Source organism: Wenxinia saemankumensis (assembly GCF_900141735.1).
GTDB classification, from domain to species: domain Bacteria; phylum Pseudomonadota; class Alphaproteobacteria; order Rhodobacterales; family Rhodobacteraceae; genus Wenxinia; species Wenxinia saemankumensis.
Genome location: NZ_FQYO01000001.1, coordinates 638736 through 655966 on the forward strand (window position 1 = coordinate 638736; position 17231 = coordinate 655966).

17 protein-coding genes are annotated in these 17231 nt (G+C 72.1%); 7 read left to right on the forward strand and 10 right to left on the reverse strand.

What is annotated here, in order from left to right; genetic code table 11:
• Positions 1 to 52: 52 nt before the first annotated feature.
• From BUE30_RS02930 to BUE30_RS02945, 4 genes are all read right to left on the reverse strand, one after another.
• On the reverse strand, positions 53 to 1171 hold the full coding sequence (locus BUE30_RS02930; protein WP_073326333.1) for a gamma-glutamylcyclotransferase: 1119 nt from the start codon (positions 1169 to 1171) through the stop codon (positions 53 to 55).
• 8 nt (positions 1172 to 1179) lie between these two features.
• Positions 1180 to 1620 carry a TrgA family protein gene (locus BUE30_RS17450; protein WP_073326334.1) on the reverse strand — a complete coding sequence of 147 codons (441 nt, stop codon included), beginning with the start codon at positions 1618 to 1620 and terminating at the stop codon, positions 1180 to 1182.
• Between the two features lie 118 nt (positions 1621 to 1738).
• Positions 1739 to 3169, reverse strand: a complete 1431-nt coding sequence (locus tag BUE30_RS02940; RefSeq protein ID WP_073326335.1) for a cryptochrome/photolyase family protein — start codon at positions 3167 to 3169, stop codon at positions 1739 to 1741.
• Between the two features lie 202 nt (positions 3170 to 3371).
• A complete protein-coding gene (locus tag BUE30_RS02945) occupies positions 3372 to 5186 on the reverse strand; it encodes a BCCT family transporter (RefSeq protein ID WP_083601046.1) in 1815 nt (604 codons plus the stop codon).
• Positions 5187 to 5506: 320 nt separating this feature from the next.
• Here BUE30_RS02945 and BUE30_RS02950 point away from each other — a divergent pair, with 320 nt between their 5' ends.
• The 4 genes from BUE30_RS02950 (at position 5507) to BUE30_RS02965 (ending at position 9401) form a co-directional block, all read left to right on the forward strand.
• Positions 5507 to 5866 carry a hypothetical protein gene (locus tag BUE30_RS02950; protein ID WP_073326336.1) on the forward strand — a complete coding sequence of 120 codons (360 nt, stop codon included), beginning with the start codon at positions 5507 to 5509 and terminating at the stop codon, positions 5864 to 5866.
• A 58-nt stretch (positions 5867 to 5924) separates the two neighbouring features.
• Entirely contained in the window at positions 5925 to 6665 is a 741-nt protein-coding gene (locus tag BUE30_RS02955; protein ID WP_073326337.1) for a L,D-transpeptidase, read from the forward strand.
• 91 nt (positions 6666 to 6756) lie between these two features.
• Positions 6757 to 8031: a hypothetical protein gene (locus BUE30_RS02960; RefSeq protein WP_073326338.1), complete on the forward strand. Its 1275-nt coding sequence runs from the start codon at positions 6757 to 6759 to the stop codon at positions 8029 to 8031.
• Complete coding sequence (locus tag BUE30_RS02965; RefSeq protein WP_425303917.1) at positions 8028 to 9401, forward strand: cytochrome P450; 1374 nt, start codon at positions 8028 to 8030, stop codon at positions 9399 to 9401. The genes BUE30_RS02960 and BUE30_RS02965 overlap by 4 nt, the downstream gene beginning before the upstream one ends.
• 252 nt (positions 9402 to 9653) lie before the next feature.
• Here BUE30_RS02965 and BUE30_RS02970 read toward each other — a convergent pair whose 3' ends face one another.
• From BUE30_RS02970 to fumC, 5 genes are all read right to left on the reverse strand, one after another.
• Positions 9654 to 11552 carry a DEAD/DEAH box helicase gene (locus tag BUE30_RS02970; protein ID WP_083601048.1) on the reverse strand — a complete coding sequence of 633 codons (1899 nt, stop codon included), beginning with the start codon at positions 11550 to 11552 and terminating at the stop codon, positions 9654 to 9656.
• A 322-nt stretch (positions 11553 to 11874) separates the two neighbouring features.
• Positions 11875 to 12111, reverse strand: a complete 237-nt coding sequence (locus BUE30_RS02975) for a ribbon-helix-helix domain-containing protein (RefSeq protein WP_073326339.1) — start codon at positions 12109 to 12111, stop codon at positions 11875 to 11877.
• Positions 12108 to 12326 carry a DUF4169 family protein gene (locus tag BUE30_RS02980; RefSeq protein WP_244526254.1) on the reverse strand — a complete coding sequence of 73 codons (219 nt, stop codon included), beginning with the start codon at positions 12324 to 12326 and terminating at the stop codon, positions 12108 to 12110. The genes BUE30_RS02975 and BUE30_RS02980 overlap by 4 nt, the downstream gene beginning before the upstream one ends.
• 119 nt (positions 12327 to 12445) lie before the next feature.
• Complete coding sequence (locus BUE30_RS02985) at positions 12446 to 12820, reverse strand: PRC-barrel domain-containing protein (RefSeq protein WP_073326340.1); 375 nt, start codon at positions 12818 to 12820, stop codon at positions 12446 to 12448.
• Between the two features lie 101 nt (positions 12821 to 12921).
• On the reverse strand, positions 12922 to 14310 hold the full coding sequence (gene fumC / locus BUE30_RS02990) for a class II fumarate hydratase (RefSeq protein ID WP_073326341.1): 1389 nt from the start codon (positions 14308 to 14310) through the stop codon (positions 12922 to 12924).
• A 172-nt stretch (positions 14311 to 14482) separates the two neighbouring features.
• Here fumC and eno point away from each other — a divergent pair, with 172 nt between their 5' ends.
• Positions 14483 to 15760, forward strand: a complete 1278-nt coding sequence (eno, locus tag BUE30_RS02995) for a phosphopyruvate hydratase (protein WP_073326342.1) — start codon at positions 14483 to 14485, stop codon at positions 15758 to 15760.
• Between the two features lie 69 nt (positions 15761 to 15829).
• Here the strand turns inward: eno and BUE30_RS03000 are convergent, their stop codons facing one another.
• Positions 15830 to 16312, reverse strand: coding sequence for a PRC-barrel domain-containing protein (locus BUE30_RS03000; protein WP_073326343.1), 483 nt, complete (start codon positions 16310 to 16312; stop codon positions 15830 to 15832).
• A 110-nt stretch (positions 16313 to 16422) separates the two neighbouring features.
• Here BUE30_RS03000 and BUE30_RS03005 point away from each other — a divergent pair, with 110 nt between their 5' ends.
• Positions 16423 to 16860 carry a cupin domain-containing protein gene (locus tag BUE30_RS03005; protein WP_073326344.1) on the forward strand — a complete coding sequence of 146 codons (438 nt, stop codon included), beginning with the start codon at positions 16423 to 16425 and terminating at the stop codon, positions 16858 to 16860.
• Positions 16857 to 17090 carry a sulfurtransferase TusA family protein gene (locus BUE30_RS03010; protein WP_073326345.1) on the forward strand — a complete coding sequence of 78 codons (234 nt, stop codon included), beginning with the start codon at positions 16857 to 16859 and terminating at the stop codon, positions 17088 to 17090. Before BUE30_RS03005 ends, BUE30_RS03010 begins: the two co-directional genes overlap by 4 nt.
• Positions 17091 to 17231: the final 141 nt, after the last annotated feature.

Below are 17231 nucleotides of genomic sequence, written 5' to 3' on the forward strand. Positions count from 1 at the left end.
CTCTTCGCAATGTCCTATGGCCCGCCCCCGCGGGGTTCAAGGAGAGGCGGCCTCACGACCCCGCGGGAGCGGCCCTCAGCCGGTGGCGGTTCCGCTCGAGCCAGAGCAGCATCGCGATCAGCGGGCCGGCCGAGATCTCGCCGGTATCGACGAGATCGAGGGCCCGGGCCAGCGGGATCACGTGGGCGCGCAGATCCTCGGCCTCGCTGTCGAGACCGCCCAGATGCCCGTCATGCGCCGAAAGGTCGGCGGTCGCCGCGAAGGCGTGGAAGTAGTCGGTCGAGGATCCGGGCGACGGGTAGAAGGCGAACATGCGCGTCAGCCGGATGCCGGTCAGGCCCGCCTCCTCCGCCGTCTCGCGCAGGGCGGCGGCCTCGACGCTCTCGCCGGCATCGACGATTCCGGCCACGGGCTCCAGCGTCCAGGGGTTGGACGCGCCGCGGAGGAAGGGGCCGACGCGCATCTGCTCGATCAGCAGCACGCGGTCGGTCGCGGGATCCCAGGGCAGGACGAGCGCGGCGTCGACCCCGACCAGCACCTCGCGCGAGAGGACCGGGCTGGTCCCGCCGGAGAAGGTGCGGTGCCGCAGGTCCAGCCGGGCGAGGCGGAAGAAGCCGCCCGCCAGCTCGGGCGGCCCCCCGGGGACGACCGCGTCCGGGGCGGGATCGGTCCGCAGCTCGGCAGGCGCGGCTTCGGCCGAAGCCGCGAGCCGCGCGGCCGCGCGGGCCCGCACCATGTGCCAGTTCCGCGCCAGCGCCTCGGCCGGCATGGCGCATACGCTGATGTCGAACTCCTTCGCGGCCTCGCGGCTCAGCGGCCCGTCCGCCGCCTCCCATGTCGCCAGGTCCCAGGGGGGCGCGTCATCGGGCGGCGGTGCGGGCGGCAGATAGACCTGCGCCGACACGACCTCGCCATCGACCCGCGCGGGCCGTTCGGCCCGCACGTAGCCGAAGGGCACCTCGTAGGCGTCGAGCCGGGCCAGCACCTCGCCGCCGGCCTCGACCAGCAGCCCCTCGACCCCGGACCCGCCTTCCGCCAGCAGCGGCAGATGCTCCGCCCCCGTGCGGACCTCGTGACCGGGCAGGATTGCAGCGCGGCCGTCCAGAGGGCGACCGGCGACGCGGGCGCGCAGAACGGGATCCCGCAGCGTGCCGTAGAGAAAGAGCAGCAAGTGGGCCCCTAGCGGTAGTTCCGACCGAAATATTCCGTGACGAGCGCGGCCAGGATGCTCCCGACGAAGAGCAGGACGACCGTGTCGGCGACCAGGACCCGCGTCCCGAGATCGATCATCTCGCCCACCATCGCGACCAGCGCCTCGACCGGGCCATCGTAATACTTGCGGAAGGCGTTCGCCAGCATCTCGTCGAAGCCGTGGACCAGAAGCATCCAGAACAGGAAGACGGACAGCCCCGTCACCCCCAATCCGAAGGCGGGGATGTAGCCGCGTCCGGCCCGGCTGCCGACGGTCACCCACCCCGCGATCGCGGCCGCCCCTAGGTTCACCGCGAGAAAGTTGCGCGGCGCGGCATTCTCGGGGAAGAGCGGCAGCATCGCCTGCGTCGCGAGAAAGGCGAGGATCAGGAACGTGACGGCGCCGGAGAGGCGGGCTGCTGTGGGCATCGGCGGACTCTTCGATGGGACGTCCGATCGCCCTGCCAGTCCATTGTGGCCGGATCGGGGCCATTCGACGCCCCCGCGGGGAATGGTTGACGATGGGCGCCTCCCTGTTGCCGCTGCGTCAGAAGTCGCGCTTCTCGTAGGCCTCCAACGCGCGCCTGCGCCCCTCGCCGGCGGGCACCAGCGGCTCGTCCGGGTAGGCGTCGCCCGGGTCCATCGCCCAGTGGCGGGGGATCGCGTCGAAATAGGACAGCGCGGTATCCGGCGGATCGTCCGACAGCTCGGCGATCCAGGCGCGGCGATAGGCGCCGTCCTTGTCGAACTTCTCGACCTGCGTCTCGGGGTTGAAGACGCGGAAGAACGGGGTCGCGTCCGGCCCGGACCCGGCCGACCATTGCCAGCCCATCGCGTTGTTGGCCGGATCCCAGTCGATCAGGCAGTCGGCGAACCAGTCGCAGCCGATCCGCCAATGGGTCATGAGATGCTTCGTCAGGTAGCTGGCGACGATCATCCGGCCGCGATTGTGCATCCGGCCGGTGACGTACATCTCGCGCATGGCGGCGTCGACGAAGGTCATGCCGGTCACGCCCCGCTTCCAGTCGCGCACCTCCTTGAGCCGGGCATCCTCGTTCCAGGGGAAGGCGTCCCAGTCCTGCCGCCAGTTCGCGGTCGTCAGGCGCGGCGTGTGGAAGGCGAGATGATGGGCGAAGTCGCGCCAGACCAGCTCGCCCACCCAGGTCTCGGCGCCTTTCTTGCCCTCCTCCATCGCGCGCCGGCCGCTGTCCCAGCAGGAGCGGATCGAGATCTCTCCGTAGGTCAGGTTCTCGCTCAGGCCCGACGTGCCCTCCTGCCCCGGCAGGTCGCGGGCGGTCGCGTAATCCTGCACCCCATGCGCCATGAAGGCGCCGAGCCGGTGCGAGGCCGCGCTCTCTCCCACGGTGGCGTGCGGCTCGATCACGGCGGCGCCGCGATCCATCGCGTCGCCCATGCCCCACTCCTCGAGCTTGTCGGAGGCCGGCCAGCTCTCCGGCGCCGGCACCTTGCCCGGCGTGGGACAGGTCGAGCCGGGGTCGCGGCTGCGCACGTTCTTCCAGAAGGGGGTATAGACCTTGTAATAGCCGCCCGAGCCGGTCTCGACCGTCCAGGGCTCGAAGAGGACATGGCCGGGAAAGCTCCTGGCCTCGGTCCCGTCCTCGCGCAGGCCCGCCTTGACGCCCTCGGCGATCCGGCGCGCCTCGGCATCGTAGAGCCGGGTCCACCAGACGGCGCCGGCGCCGGTCTCCTTCACCAGCTTGCGGAGCGTCGGCAGCGCGTCCCCGCGGCGCAGGATCAGGCGCGAGCCCTTGTCCTCCAGCGCGGCGGCGAGAGAGGCGACGGACCGGGCCCAGCGCCAGCGCGGCGCGGCGCCGGCCGCGGCCACCATCTCGTCATGGACGAAGACCGGGATCACCGGGCGCCCCGCCCCGCAGGCCTCTGCCAGGGCGGGATGGTCGGAGAGGCGCAGGTCGCGCCGCAGCCAGAGCAGGATCGGGGTCTTGTCGGGATCGGTCATCTGGCCTCCGGCGGTCGTGTGGCCGGCAATCTAGGGCGCACGGGGCCGGGTCCAGCCACCGGCGTCGCGCGCCCCCCTGAACCCGGGGCCCGCGAGCCGATCCTCTGCGCATCCCTCCCGGGCGCGGTGCATGTCGCGCGCCCACGCGAAAGGGGCCGGACCTTTCGGCCCGGCCCCCCTGATTCCGGCTTGCGCCCTGCGCCTAGCGCAGGATCGCGCGCTCGGACTGGAGCCCCTTGAAGATGGCCCAGCACATTGCGAGCAGCACCAGCGTGAAGAGCAGCCCGGTCGAGATGACCATCGATTGCAGCGATCCCAGCCCGCCGCCGATCAGCAGGGCGATCGCGACCGCACCCTCGAAGACGCACCAGAAGACCCGCTGCGGCACCGGGGCGTCGACCTTGCCGCCCGCCGTGATCGTGTCGATCACGAGGGAGCCGCTGTCCGACGAGGTGACGAAGAACACGATCACCAGCACGATCCCGACGAAGGACGTGATCGCGGCCAGCGGCAGCGCGTCGAGCATCGAGAAGAGCTGGAGTTCCAGCGGCGCGTCCTGCGCGGCGGTATAGCCGTCGGCCACGACCTGGTTGATCGCGGTGCCGCCGAAGATCGACATCCAGAACACGCAGACGAAGCTGGGAATGATCAGCACGCAGGTGATGAACTCACGCACCGACCGGCCCCGGCTGACGCGGGCGATGAACATGCCTACGAAGGGCGACCAGGAAATCCACCACGCCCAGTAGAACGCCGTCCAGCCCTGGCTGAAGTTCACGTCCTCGCGGCCGAACGGGTTCGACAGCGCCGGCAGGTGCACCGCATAGGAAAGCAGGCTCTCGCCGAAGAACTTCAGCAGGAACACGGTCGGGCCGACGATCAGCACGAACAGCGCCAGCAGGGCGGCGAGGCCCATGTTGACCTCCGACAGCACCTTCACGCCGCCGTCGAGGCCGCGCACCACCGAGACGAGCGCCACGGCGGTGATGAGCGAGATCAGCACGATCTCGGTCGTGGTGCCGACCGGGATCCCGAACAGCGCGTTCAGACCGGCATTGGCCTGGGTCGCGCCGAGGCCGAGCGAGGTGGCGAGGCCGAACAGCGTCGCGAAGACCGCGATGATGTCGACGATGTGCCCCGGCCAGCCCCAGATCCGGTCCCCGAGGATCGGATAGAAGGCCGAGCGGATCGTCAGCGGCAGGCCCTTGTTGTAGCTGAACAGCGCCAGCGCGAGGGCCACGACCCCGTAGACCGCCCAGGGATGCAGCGCCCAGTGGAAGATGGTCGCCGCCATGCCCAGTTCGATCGCCGCCCGCTCGTTTGCCGTCGCCCCGCCGAGCGGGGACCAGTCGCTGCGGCCCTCGGAGGGTCCGAACAATGCGCGCGCATCGCCCTGCACCGCCTCGTCGAGCTGCGCCGTCAGGGCGCCTGCATTCGGCGCCGTCAACCCGTTCACGTTGTCCCATTGGGCCCGGCTCTCGAAGCCCGGGGGAACCTCGTCCTCGCCGACCTCCGGGCCGGTATAGACGACCGAATAGCCGGGGCCGGTCGTGGCGGTGGAGAAGTGGGTCAGCGGTTCGGACACGCCGTAGAACATCAGGCCGATGCCCATCCCGGCGGCGAAGAGCATCGCGAACCAGCCGGTATAGGTGTAGTCCGGCGTCGCGTCCTGCCCGCCGAGGCGGATCTTGCCGTAGGGCGAGACGACGAGGAACAGGGCGAAGATCACCACGATGTCGGCCGCGCCGATCAGGAACCAGTCGAATGTCGTCGTGGTGAAGGCGAACATCGACGCGAAGAAGCTCGCCGCCTGGTCCGGCAGGGCCAGCGTGTAGAACACGAAGAGCACGATCGCGATGCCCGAGATCACGAAGACCGGGTTATGGATGTCAAAGGCGAACCGGCCGAGCGATCCGTCGATGTTCTGCTGGCCGATCTCGTAATCCGTCTCGATCAGGCCGGCCCGTCCGTCCGGCTCCGGGATCCCCGGCGAGGTTTCCTGTGTCTGGTCGGTCATCGTCCCTCCGTTCTTCTTCTTCGGGTCGCCGGCCAGGTTGGGGTCGGGCCGGCTTCTGGTCCGCGGACAGCTTGCCGCAGGGTGAGCCTCGCAACCTCACGCCCGTGGGCGGGAACCGCGGGCGGCACTGGATGCGCCGAAAGCGACGCATTCCGGCCAGATATCGCACATGCGCCTGAGGACAAGCGGATTTCCGCCGGACGCGGCGCGGCGGCCGCTGCCGCCTCGCGCAAGCGTGACCCGCGCGGCGTTGCCCGCGGGCCCTCCCGACCGCAGGGTCGTGCCGTCGCAGGAAACCGTCGCCCGAACAGGCCCGCCCGATGTCGCCCCGTGCCCTCCTCGCCCTTCTGCTCGCCGTCGCGGTGCTGCCGTGGGGCACGGCCGTGCGCGCGCATCAGGCGGCGGACCTGGCGGCCCTGCAGGCCGCCCGGGTGGTGATCGCGGTCGAGGCGGCGACCGGTCCGGCGCTGGCGCCCGCGCCGGCCAGCGTCTCGCGGGCGCTGCCCTGCCGCGGCCCGGCACTGCCCGGCCAGGTCTGTCATCCCGACCACGCCGTCCTGCCCGAGGCGGCCCATAGGCCCGCCTCGCCGGGAACGCGGCTCTCGCTGCAGGCCGGCCGGTCCTGGGCCGACGGGCGCGCCCCGCCGGGCCCGCGCCGCCCGCCCCGTCTTCCGGCCTGAGACCCCGCGACCGCCCCGACCGGGCGGCCCCCCTTCTCATGCCCTGGAGGACGATCCGATGATGATCCGTCGCCGATTCCTCGCCGCGCTGGCCGCGGCCCCGCTCGCCGCCTGTGCCCGGCCCGCCGCCGAGATGGCCTTCGCCCCCGTGACGCCGGCGCCCGCCCCCGCCCTGCGCCCGACCGACCCCGCCCCCGCGGTGCCGGACGCGCCGCCCCTGCCCGCCCGCTACGGCGCGATCCCGGACGAGCCCTTCCCCGTCCCCGCCGTGCCGGAGGGGGTGGTCGATCCGCGCCTCTGGCGGCAGGAGGTCGAGACGCCCGATCCGACGCTCGCGGCCGGCAGCATCCTCGTCGATCCCGATCGCGGCTACCTGTTCCTGATCGAGCCCGGCGGACGCGCCCTGCGCTACGGTGTCGGCGTGGGCGGGGCGGGCTTCGCCTGGAACGGCGATGCGCGCGTGCAGTTCACCCGGGCCTGGCCGACCTGGCGCGTGCCCGACGAGATGATCGCCCGCCGCCCCGAGCTGGAGCCCTACAGCGTCGCCAATGGCGGCATGCCGCCCGGCCCCGACAACCCGCTCGGCGCGCGGGCGCTCTATCTCTTCCAGAACGGCGAGGATACGCTCTACCGCATCCACGGCGCCTGCGAGCCGCAATATCTGGGCCGTGCCGTCTCGTCGGGCTGCATCCGGATGCTCGATCAGGACGTGATCGACCTCGAGGAGCGCACGCCCCACGGCGCCACGGTGCGCGTCCTGCCCTCGCTGGCGGAGGGGCGGCTCGGCGCGCTCTACTGACGCCCCGTCCCGGAACGGGGCGCGCGGCGGCTTAATCCGGCCCGAATCCTCCGCTAGCCTGCGGCGGAGGACCGACCGCCGAGAGCCCGCCATGACGACAGATCCCGCCCCGTTCCGGCGCAAGGTGTTCTACATCCCCGGCTACGACCCGATCCATCCGCGCCGCTACCGCGAGCTCTACCGCAAGGAAGGCGCCGCGCAGGCCGCCCTGTCGGGCTACGGGATCGCTCTGGCGCCCAAGGCGCCGGGCAGCGGGGCCTATGGCTGGCACGTCACCGGCCGGATGGAGGGGCGAAGCTGCGAGACCGATGTCGAGGTGCTGGTCTGGTCCGACATCGTCCGCGGCTCGATGCCGGGCTCCATCCCCGCGACCTACGCGCAGCTCGTCCGCACCGCCTGGACCTACATCTCGACCGGTGCGCTGCGGCGGCTGATGTGGCTGCGCAAGGGGCCGGTGATCGCCGCGCTCTATCCGGTGGGGGCGCTGCTGCTGCAACTGGCGCTGGCCTGCGCCGCCGGGGCCGCCGCCTGGTGGGCGCTGACCGCGGCCGTGGCGGCGGCGTTCGCCCTCGCCGGACTGGCCGGACCGGCCGGCGGCCCGGTTCCCGCGCTGGCCGGCCTCGCCGCGGGCGCGGCGCTCGCCGCTCTGGTCCTGCGCTGGTTCAAGCGCCGGGACGGACGGTTCTACGCCTATTACCTGATGCACGACTACGCCTTCTCCGCCCGCTGGCGGGGGGCGAACCCGCCCGCGCTCGAGGCGCGGATGGACGCGTTCGGCGCGCAGGTCGCGGCGGCGCTGGGCGAGGCCTACGACGAGGTGCTGGTCGTCGGCCATTCCTCGGGCGCGCATCTGGGCATCTCGGTCCTCGCCGACCTGATCCGGGCGGGCCGCGTGCCCGCCAACGGGCCGGCCCTGTCCTTCCTCTCGCTGGGACAGGTGGTGCCGATGATGTCCTTCCTGCCGGACGCGCATCGCCTGCGGGCCGACCTCGCCTTCCTCTCCATGCGCGCCGAACTCGCCTGGATCGACGTGACCGCGCCCGGCGACGGCTGCGCCTTTGCGCTCTGCGATCCCGTCGCGGTGTCGGGCGTGCAGCCCGCAGGCGCGCGCTGGCCGCGCGTCTACTCGGCCGCCTTCACGCAGACCCTGCGGCCCGAGACCTGGAAGGCGCTGCGCTGGCGCTTCTTCCGGCTGCATTTCCAGTATCTCTGCGCCTTCGACGCGCTGCCGGGCAGCCCGTCCGATTACGACTATTTCCGCGTCACGGCCGGGCCGCGCACCCTGGCCGAACGGTTCGAGGGCCGCCCGCAGAGCGTCAGCCGCATCGACGTGCCCGCGTCCAAATACACCTCCGTCGCCGCGTGAGCGCCCTGCCGCCCGACCGTCCCCTGCCGCCGAAACCCGCCTCGCGGCCGGGCCGGGTCTCGCTCTGGCGCTACCTGCGCCTGTTCCGGGCCGACATCCTCTCGGCCCAGCCCGAGCGGCTCTACCGCGCCTGGATGGCCGAGTTCCGCACGCCGTTCTTCCGGTCCTACCTGGTGAACGACCCGGCGCTGCTCGATCTCGTCCTGAAGGAGCGGCCGCGCGACTTTCCCAAGTCGGACCGGATCGGCGCCGGGCTCCGCCCGCTGCTGGGCGAGTCCGTCTTCCTCACCAACGGCGCCACGTGGGAGCGTCAGCGGCGGATCATCGACCCCGCCTTCGAGGGGGGACGGCTGCGCAACACCTACCCCGCGATACGCGGCGCGGCCGCGGCGGCGGTGGGGCGCCTCGCGTCGCGGACCGGGCGGCCGGTCGAGATCGAGGCCGAGACGAGCCACGCCGCCGCGGACGTGATCTTCCGCACGCTCTTCTCGCGCACCATCGAGGACCGCGTCGCGGCCGAGACCTTCGCCGCCTTTCGCGACCATCAGCGCGGCCAGCCGATCCTGAACCTCGCCGCCTTCCTGCCGCTACGCGGTCTGCCGCGGCTGCATTCGCGCCGGACGCGGGCCACCGCGCGGCGGATCCGGGCGCTGATCGCCGCGATGACCGAGGCGCGGGCGGCCGAGATCGCGGCCGGCACCGCGCCGGACGATCTCGCGACCAAGATCATGACGACGCGCGATCCCGTGACGGGCCGGACCTTCGCCCCGGCCGAGATGGTCGACCAGGTGGCGATCTTCTTCCTCGCCGGACACGAAACCTCGGCCTCCGCCCTCGGCTGGGCGCTGTGGCTGCTGGCGACGCATCCCGAATGGCAGGACCGGGTCGCGGCCGAGGCGCCGGACCTGACGGACCAGTTCGCCTCGCTGTCGCGGCTGCGGATCACCCGCGACGTCTTCCGCGAGACGCTGCGGCTCTACCCGCCGGTGCCGATGATGGTGCGCCAGACGGCGCGCGCCGAGACCTTCCGCGGCCGCGCCGCGCCGCCCGGGGCGCAGGTCGTGCTCTCGCCCTGGCACCTGCACCGGCACGAGCGCCTCTGGGACGATCCCGACGCCTTCGATCCCGGTCGCTGGGCCGATCCCGCCAGCGCCGAGAGCCGGCGCCGTGCCTATATGCCCTTCTCCGCCGGGCCGCGCGTCTGCACCGGGGCGGGTTTCGCGATGGCCGAGGGGGTCATCCTGCTCTCCGCCATCGTCGGCGCCTACCGGATCGCCCCCGCCCCCGGCCCGCCGCCGCGTCCGGTGGCGCATCTGACGGTCCGCTCGGCCGACGGCATCCGGCTGGTGCTCACGCCGCGACAACCGTGACGGGAGGGGCGTGACGAGGGCGGCCATCGGGCCCCGCGTCCGCGGATCCGGCTCGGAGCGAGCCCGGCGGCTGCCGCTTCCGCCGTAGTCGCCCCCGGGCGCCCTGATCCGGCGGGTGATCCGCTCGGGACAGGAAGAGGAAGGGGCAGCGTCCCTGCCCCCGGCCCGTGCGGGTCGCCCGGCATATGGGCGGTCCCGCGCCGCGGCTGTGCGGTCCGCCCCGACGCGCCGTCCGGGGACGGCGCGCCCGCCTCAGCCCTTCGGCCTGCGGGGGCCGCCCGGGCCGCGTTTCGGCCCGCCGTCGCGGCCCGGCTTGCCGCCCGCCTTCGGGCCCCCGACCTTCGGTCCCGCGTGCTTTGGGCCCCCGGATTTGGGCCCCCGGGGCTTGTAGGGGCGGGTCGCCCCGTCCCGATCCGCTTCCGCGTCATTGGCCCGCCCCGGGCGTCCCTTTCCAGGACCCTTGCCCCGCGGACGGTCCCCCTCAGGGGCCGCCCCCTGCGGGGCCGGCCGGTCGCCCCGGTGCGGGGGCTTGCCGCCGGGGCGGCGCGGCGGGCCGCCGCGCGACGCGGGGCCGAGATCGGGCTCTCCCTCCATCCGGCGGGCATTGACCCCTTCCTCGAGCTGACCGCCCGCGCCGAGCGCCGCCTCGAACCCGGCCGCCCGCCCCTCGGCGATCTGCACGTAGGTCTCGGCCCCCTGGACCCGGATCGCGCCGATCGCGTCCGGGGTCAGGTCGCCCGCCCGGCACAGCAGCGGCAGCAGCCAGCGCGGCTCGGCCCGCTCGGCCCGGCCGACGGACAGGGCGAACCATACGCTGGGTCCGAAGGGCGCCCGCTCCTTGGGGGCGGGGCGCATTTCGGGATCGGCGAGGTCCTCGGGCGCGGAATGGGACTGCCGGTAGAGACGCAGATAGGCGGCGGCGATCTGCTCGGGCGATTTCTCGGCCAGCAGGCGCGCGGCGAAGGCCGCCTCGTCGCCGCCGGGCGCCTCGTCCCAGACCGGATCGGCCAGCAGCCGTTCCTCGTCGCGGCGCAGGATCTCGTCCGCGCCGGGCGCGGCCATCCATTCGGCGGTGACGCGCGCGGTCTTCAGCAGGCGCTCGGCCTTCTTCGCGGCCTTGGGCGGAACGATCAGGGCCGAGGTGCCCTTGCGCCCGGCCCGGCCGGTGCGACCCGACCGGTGCAGCAGCGTCTCGGCATTGCTCGGCAGCTCGGCATGGACGACGAGCTCGAGATTCGGCAGGTCGATCCCCCGGGCCGCGACATCGGTCGCCACGCAGACCCGCGCGCGTCCGTCCCGCATCGCCTGCAGGGCGTGGGTCCGCTCGGCCTGGCTGAGCTCGCCCGAGAGCGAGACGACCGAGAAGCCGCGATTGGCGAAGCGGGCGGTCAGCCGGTTCACCGCCGCGCGGGTATTGGCGAAGACGATGGCGTTCTGCGCCTCGTGGAAGCGCAGGACGTTGATGATCGCCGTCTCGGCATCCTGCTGGGAGACCCGCAGCGCCTGGTAGGCGATGTCGGTGTGCTGGCTGCGCTCGGACAGCGTGGTCACGCGGACCGCGTCGCGCTGGTAGCGCTTCGCCAGCGTCACGATCATCGGCGGCACCGTGGCCGAGAACATCAGCGTGCGCCGCCCCTCGGGCGCGGCATCCAGCATGAATTCCAGATCCTCGCGGAAGCCGAGGTCCAGCATCTCGTCCGCCTCGTCCAGCACCACGGCCCGCACGTCGCCGAGATCGAGCGAGCCCCGCTGGATGTGGTCGCGCAGGCGCCCCGGCGTGCCGACGACGACATGCGCCCCGCGCTCGAGCGTGCGCCGCTCGTCCCGCATGTCCATGCCACCCACGCAGGACGCGATCCGCGCCCCCGCTCCGGCATAGAGCCAGTCGAGCTCGCGCTTCACCTGGAAGGCCAGCTCGCGCGTCGGCGCGACGACGAGGGCGAGCGGCGCGGCGGCCGGGCCGAAGGCGCCGCCCTCGCCGAGGATCGTCGGCGCGATGGCGAGACCGAAGCCCACCGTCTTGCCCGAGCCGGTCTGGGCCGAGACGAGGAGATCGGATGCCTCCAGCCCCTCGGCCGTCACCGCCTCCTGCACGGGGGTGAGCGTGTCGTAACCGCGCTCGGCGAGCGCATCGGAAAGGGCCTGGATCATCTGTGGGAGCCGTTCTGTGGGCGGATGGCGACGCGGCGCCGGCGGCGCGCGTCCCGCCCGCGGGAGAGGGGGAAGCGCGGGCACCTATCGCAACGCGGCGGCGCTGTATAGGGCCGACCGTGCCCCTGCCCCCCGGCATCGGGGCGCCCCGGGACAGGATCCCGTGAGCGGGCCACTTCCGGGCCGCCTTCGGACCGCAGGCCGGCCCGCCTCATCGTGGCGGACAGACGCGGGGGACGTTCCGGAAATCGGGCCGAGCCGCCCCTGCCATCGGTCGGCCCCCAAGGGGGCATGGGGCCGGAGGCGCTGGCCCGACGGGGGCTCAGCCGCCGGCGGCGCGGCCGGCCGCGGCGGCCTGCATCTCGCCCAGGACGAAGACGCGGATCGCCGAGGCGAGGCCGACCTCGCCCCGCCCCTCGTCGACCTGCGCGGCGAGCTCGTTCACCGCCACACCGCGACGGGCCGCCAGGGCACGGAAGGCCGCCCAGAATTCCGGCTCGAGCGTGACGCTGGTGCGATGCCCGCGCAGGGTCAGGGAATGCTTCTCGGGGCCCTTCACGGCGCGTCGGGGTCGCGGCGATGGGCCTCCAGCCGGGCGACGGCCTTCGCGGCATCCTCCTCGTCGCGCGCCTTCTGCGATCTGGTCCTGCCGAACCGGGCGGCATTGGCGTCCGCCCGCGCGCGGTCCTCGGCCCGGGCCCGCGCCTTGCGGGCCTTGTTCAGGTTGATCGGCGCGTCGGCCATGTCGTCCCCCTTCTGCAGCGTCGGTCCCATGTTGCGATGCCGGCGCGGGGGCCGGCAAGGGCGGTCCATGGCCCCGGGGCGGGCGCCGCCCGACGAGAAGGGCCGGCAGCGACGCTGCCGGCCCGTTCCTCGCCCCCCGGACGGGATTCTCAGATCCAGTAGGGATTCATCCCGTAATAGTCGTGGAGCCGCATCTCGTAATCCCGGTCGGCCACCCCGGAATCGCCGCGGGCCGGCGCGGTGTCGAGCTGCTCCTTCGTGATGTCGGTCACGAACCCGTCGCGCGAGGTGTCGTAGCTAAGCTTGCGCCAGGGAATCGTCTGCTCCTCCTCGCCCATCCCCAGGAAACCGCCGAAATGCATGACGGCATAGGCCACGTTGCCCGACTGCTTGTCGATCATCAGGTGGTCGATGTGGCCGACCTTGTCGCCATTCGGCGAATAGACATCTGTTCCGTCGACGGCGGTCGACGGGACGAGCGAGTTGGGCGCGCGGCCCCCGGTATCGACATCGGTGGACGTCATGATCGAACTCCTTTCGGATCAGGTGCTCGAAAACACGGGGGGCCCGGCCGATGTTCCAGCCCCGGGGGCGAGGGGCGCGGCGATGCGCGCCCGCCCGCGCATCACTTCGGCCCGATCATCTCCTCGGGGCGCACGACCCTGTCGAAGGTCGCCTCGTCCACGAAGCCGAGATTGACGGCCTCCTCCTTCAGCGTGGTGCCGTTCTTGTGCGCCGTCTTGGCGACCGTGGTGGCGTTGTCGTAGCCGATCGTGGGCGCGAGCGCGGTGACGAGCATCAGGCTCTCGCGCATCAGCCGGCCGATGCGCTCCTCGTCGGCCTCGATCCCGGCGACGCAATTGTCGGTGAAGGCCACGGCCGCGTCGCCCAGCAGCTGCATGGATTGCAGCACGTTGTAGGCGATCATCGGCTTGTAGACGTTCAGCTCGAAATGTCCCTGCGATCCGGCGAAGCCGACGGCGGCGTCGTTGCCGATGACATGGGCGCAGACCTGGGTGATCGCCTCGACCTGGGTCGGGTTCACCTTGCCGGGCATGATCGACGAGCCGGGTTCGTTCTCGGGCAGCTTCAGCTCGCCCAGGCCGCAGCGCGGACCGGACCCCAGCAGGCGGATATCGTTCGCGATCTTGAAGATCCCGGCCGCCGCCGCCTTGAGCGCCCCCGACATCGCGACCATCGCGTCATGCGCGGCCAGCGCCTCGAACTTGTTCGGGGCGGTGACGAAGGGCAGGCCCGTGATCCGGGCCATGTTGGCCGCGACCGTCTCGCCCCAGCCCTCGGGCGAGTTGAGGCCGGTGCCCACGGCGGTGCCGCCCTGCGCAAGCTCGTGGATGTCGTTCAGCGCGTGCTCGATCCGCTCGATCGCCTTGCGGACCTGCCAGGCATAGCCGCCGAATTCCTGCCCTAGCGTCAGGGGGGTGGCGTCCATCGTGTGGGTGCGGCCGATCTTGATGATCCCCTCCCAGGCCCGCGCCTTCGTCTCCAGCGCCTCGGCGAGGTGCCGCAGCCCCGGCAGGGTCACGTCGCGGGCGGTCATCGCAACCGCGATATGCATCGCCGTGGGGAAGGTGTCGTTGGAGCTCTGCCCCATGTTGACGTGATCGTTCGGGTGGACCGGGGACTTCGACCCCATCTCGCCGCCCAGCAACTCGATCGCGCGGTTCGAGATGACCTCGTTCGCGTTCATGTTGGACTGCGTGCCCGACCCCGTCTGCCAGACGACCAGCGGGAAGTGGTCGTCGAGCTTGCCCTCGACCACCTCGGCCGCCGCGGCGATCATCGCCTCGCCGATTCCGTCCAGCTTGCCCCGCGCGACGTTGGCCTCGGCGCAGGCCTGCTTGATCACGCCGAGGGCGCGGACGATGGCGACCGGCTGCTTCTCCCATCCGATGGGGAAGTTCATCAGGCTGCGCTGCGTCTGCGCGCCCCAGTAGCGGTCGGCGGCGACCTCGAGCGGGCCGAAGCTGTCTGTTTCAGTGCGGGTCTGGTTCATGTCCGTGCTCCGGCTGGTCGCGTCGACAGGGCAATAGCGGCTGCGGGCCCGGCTTGGCAACGACGCCGGCGCCCGCCGCCGGGCCCGACCGCCCTTCCCCGGCCTCCGCCGCCGCGCTAAGACGGGCCCGATACAAGCGACGTTTGCGCTAACAACGCCAAGGGAGACCCCCATGAGCACCATCATCGACATCCACGCGCGCGAGATCCTCGACAGCCGCGGCAATCCCACGGTCGAGGTCGACGTGACGCTCGAGGACGGCACGATGGGCCGCGCCGCCGTTCCTTCCGGCGCGTCGACCGGCGCCTACGAAGCGGTGGAGAAGCGCGACGGCGACAAGTCCCGTTACAAGGGCAAGGGCGTGCTCGAGGCGGTCGCGGCCGTCAACGGCGAGCTGGGCGAGAACGTCGTCGGCATGGACGCGACCGAGCAGGTCGAGATCGACCGCATGATGATCGAGCTCGACGGCACCGAGAACAAGGGCCGGCTCGGCGCCAACGCGATCCTCGGCGTCAGCATGGCGGTCGCCAAGGCGGCGGCCGATTTCTGCGGCCAGCCGCTCTACCGCTATGTCGGGGGCACCTCGGCCCGGGTCCTGCCGGTGCCGATGATGAATATCATCAATGGCGGCGAACATGCCGACAATCCGATCGACATCCAGGAATTCATGATCATGCCGGTCGCCGCGGAGAACATCCGCGAGGCGGTCCGCATGGGCTCGGAAGTGTTCCACACGCTGAAGAAGGAGCTGAGCGACGCCGGCATGGCGACGGGCCTCGGCGACGAGGGCGGCTTCGCGCCGAACCTCGGCTCGACCCGCGACGCGCTCGACTTCATCCTCAAGTCGATCGAGAAGGCCGGCTACAAGCCCGGCGAGGACATCTTCCTCGCCCTCGACTGCGCCGCGACCGAATACTTCAAGGACGGAATCTACGACATGAAGGGCGAGGGCAAGAAGCTGTCCTCGGCCGAGAATGCCGATTACCTCGCCGCGCTGGTCGACGCCTACCCGATCATCTCGATCGAGGACGGCATGAGCGAGGACGACTGGGAGGGCTGGGCCGCGCTGACGGCCAAGCTGGGCAACAGGGTCCAGCTGGTGGGCGACGATCTCTTCGTCACCAATCCCGCGCGGCTCAGGACCGGGATCGAGAAGGGCACCGCCAACTCGCTGCTGGTCAAGGTCAACCAGATCGGCACCCTGACCGAGACGCTGCAGGCGGTCGATATGGCGCATCGCGCCCGCTATACCTGCGTCATGTCCCACCGCTCGGGCGAGACCGAGGACGCGACCATTGCCGACCTCGCCGTCGCGACGAATTGCGGGCAGATCAAGACCGGCTCGCTCGCCCGGTCGGACCGGCTGGCGAAGTACAATCAGCTGATCCGCATCGAGGAGATGCTGGGCGAGACGGCCGAATATGCCGGCCGCTCGATCCTGCGCGGCTGATCCGGCCGCTGCGGAACAGGAAGGGCCGCCCCTCGGGGCGGCCCTCGTCGTTCGGCCCGGATCGCGGCGTCAATCGTCGCCGACGACGTTCTCGATCTCCTCGGCTTCTTCGAGCTGCTCCGCCGACATGCGCGTGACGACGTAGAAGTCGTCGTCGTCGTCCGGACGCTGGACCAGACGCATGTCCTCCAGCGGGATCAGCACGGTCTTCTCGCCGAGACCGAGAAACCCGCCGACCTCGACCGTGACACCGATCACCGCGCCCTGGTTGTCGATCAGCAGGTCCTCGACCTCGCCGATATCGCCCCAGTCCGCCGCGATCGGGCCGAGGGGCTGGCCGCTGTCCCAGAACGAGGAATCGTAGGCGTCGCCGATCGTGTAGACGCGCGCGTCCTGCACGTCGTCCGCCTCGATATAGGGGCCGGCCGCCGGCATCGTCTCGGGCGCGACTTCGGTGGCGTCGAGTTCGGCCGGATCGACCGAGACGGCATCCTGCGCGAGGGCGGCGCCGGGCATGAGGGCGATGAAGGCGACGAGGGGCATGCGGGGCATGGATGAACCTTTCGTGAGCGTGACACGTCGAGGGGCGAACGTCCCGCCGCGTGGCGCGGTTCCGGCCCCGCGCTGGACGTAGCCTGCCGCGGCCGGTAGCGTGCCGCGCCATGGACGCCGAGACCCTGATCGACCGCCTCGACCTCGCCCCGCATCCCGAGGGCGGCTGGTTCTGCCAGACCTGGATAGCCGCGGCGAAGGACGGGACGCGCCCGGCCGGGACCTGCATCTACTTCCTTCTGCGGGCGGGGGAGCGGAGCCACTGGCACCGGGTCGACGCGACGGAGATCTGGCATTTCTATGCCGGCGCCCCGCTGATCCTGCAGCTGGCCGAAAGCGCGGACGGCCCCGCGGAAGCCCTGCCCCTCGGGCCGGGCCTGGACGGCGCGGAGATGCCGCAGCGCATCGTCCCCGCCGGGTGGTGGCAGGCGGCCGAGAGCACGGGGGACTGGACCCTGGTCGGCTGCACCGTCTCGCCCGCCTTCCGGTTCGACGGGTTCGAGCTGGCGCCGCCGGGCTTCGACATTCCGCCCGGGGGCGGCAGGTGACGACGCACCGCTACGACGCGCGCGGCCTGCGCTGTCCCCTGCCCGTCCTGCGCGCGCGCAAGCTGCTGGGCGATATGGCGCCGGGGGCGGAGCTGGAGATCGTCGCCGACGACCCGATGGCCGCGATCGACCTGCCGGTCTTCGCTCGCGAGGCCGGGCACGCGCTGGTCGAGAGCCGCGAGGACGGGGACGGGGCGACGCTCTACCGACTGCGCCGCGGCGCGGGGTGACCGCGCGCCCCGGGTGAGGCCGCCCCCCGCCATTCCGCACCTTGCCGGCCGGTCCTGCCCGGTGCGGTGCCCGGCCCCGGAACGGGAAAGGCCGGGCTCCGCGCCCGGCCTTTCCCTCGTCACATCACGATCGGACTTTCC

Excerpts from the sequence above, each read along its gene's own strand:
- fumC (WP_073326341.1), bottom strand. The coding sequence starts at position 14,310 with ATGAACCAGACCCGCACTGAAACAGACAGCTTCGGCCCGCTCGAGGTC.
- BUE30_RS17450 (WP_073326334.1), bottom strand. The coding sequence starts at position 1,620 with ATGCCCACAGCAGCCCGCCTCTCCGGCGCCGTCACGTTCCTGATCCTC.
- BUE30_RS02980 (WP_244526254.1), bottom strand. The coding sequence starts at position 12,326 with ATGGGACCGACGCTGCAGAAGGGGGACGACATGGCCGACGCGCCGATC.
- eno (WP_073326342.1), top strand. The coding sequence starts at position 14,483 with ATGAGCACCATCATCGACATCCACGCGCGCGAGATCCTCGACAGCCGC.
- BUE30_RS02945 (WP_083601046.1), bottom strand. The coding sequence starts at position 5,186 with ATGACCGACCAGACACAGGAAACCTCGCCGGGGATCCCGGAGCCGGAC.
- BUE30_RS03005 (WP_073326344.1), top strand. The coding sequence starts at position 16,423 with ATGGACGCCGAGACCCTGATCGACCGCCTCGACCTCGCCCCGCATCCC.
- BUE30_RS02950 (WP_073326336.1), top strand. The coding sequence starts at position 5,507 with ATGTCGCCCCGTGCCCTCCTCGCCCTTCTGCTCGCCGTCGCGGTGCTG.
- BUE30_RS02955 (WP_073326337.1), top strand. The coding sequence starts at position 5,925 with ATGATGATCCGTCGCCGATTCCTCGCCGCGCTGGCCGCGGCCCCGCTC.
- BUE30_RS02960 (WP_073326338.1), top strand. The coding sequence starts at position 6,757 with ATGACGACAGATCCCGCCCCGTTCCGGCGCAAGGTGTTCTACATCCCC.
- BUE30_RS02985 (WP_073326340.1), bottom strand. The coding sequence starts at position 12,820 with ATGACGTCCACCGATGTCGATACCGGGGGCCGCGCGCCCAACTCGCTC.
- BUE30_RS02940 (WP_073326335.1), bottom strand. The coding sequence starts at position 3,169 with ATGACCGATCCCGACAAGACCCCGATCCTGCTCTGGCTGCGGCGCGAC.
- BUE30_RS02970 (WP_083601048.1), bottom strand. The coding sequence starts at position 11,552 with ATGATCCAGGCCCTTTCCGATGCGCTCGCCGAGCGCGGTTACGACACG.
- BUE30_RS03000 (WP_073326343.1), bottom strand. The coding sequence starts at position 16,312 with ATGCCCCGCATGCCCCTCGTCGCCTTCATCGCCCTCATGCCCGGCGCC.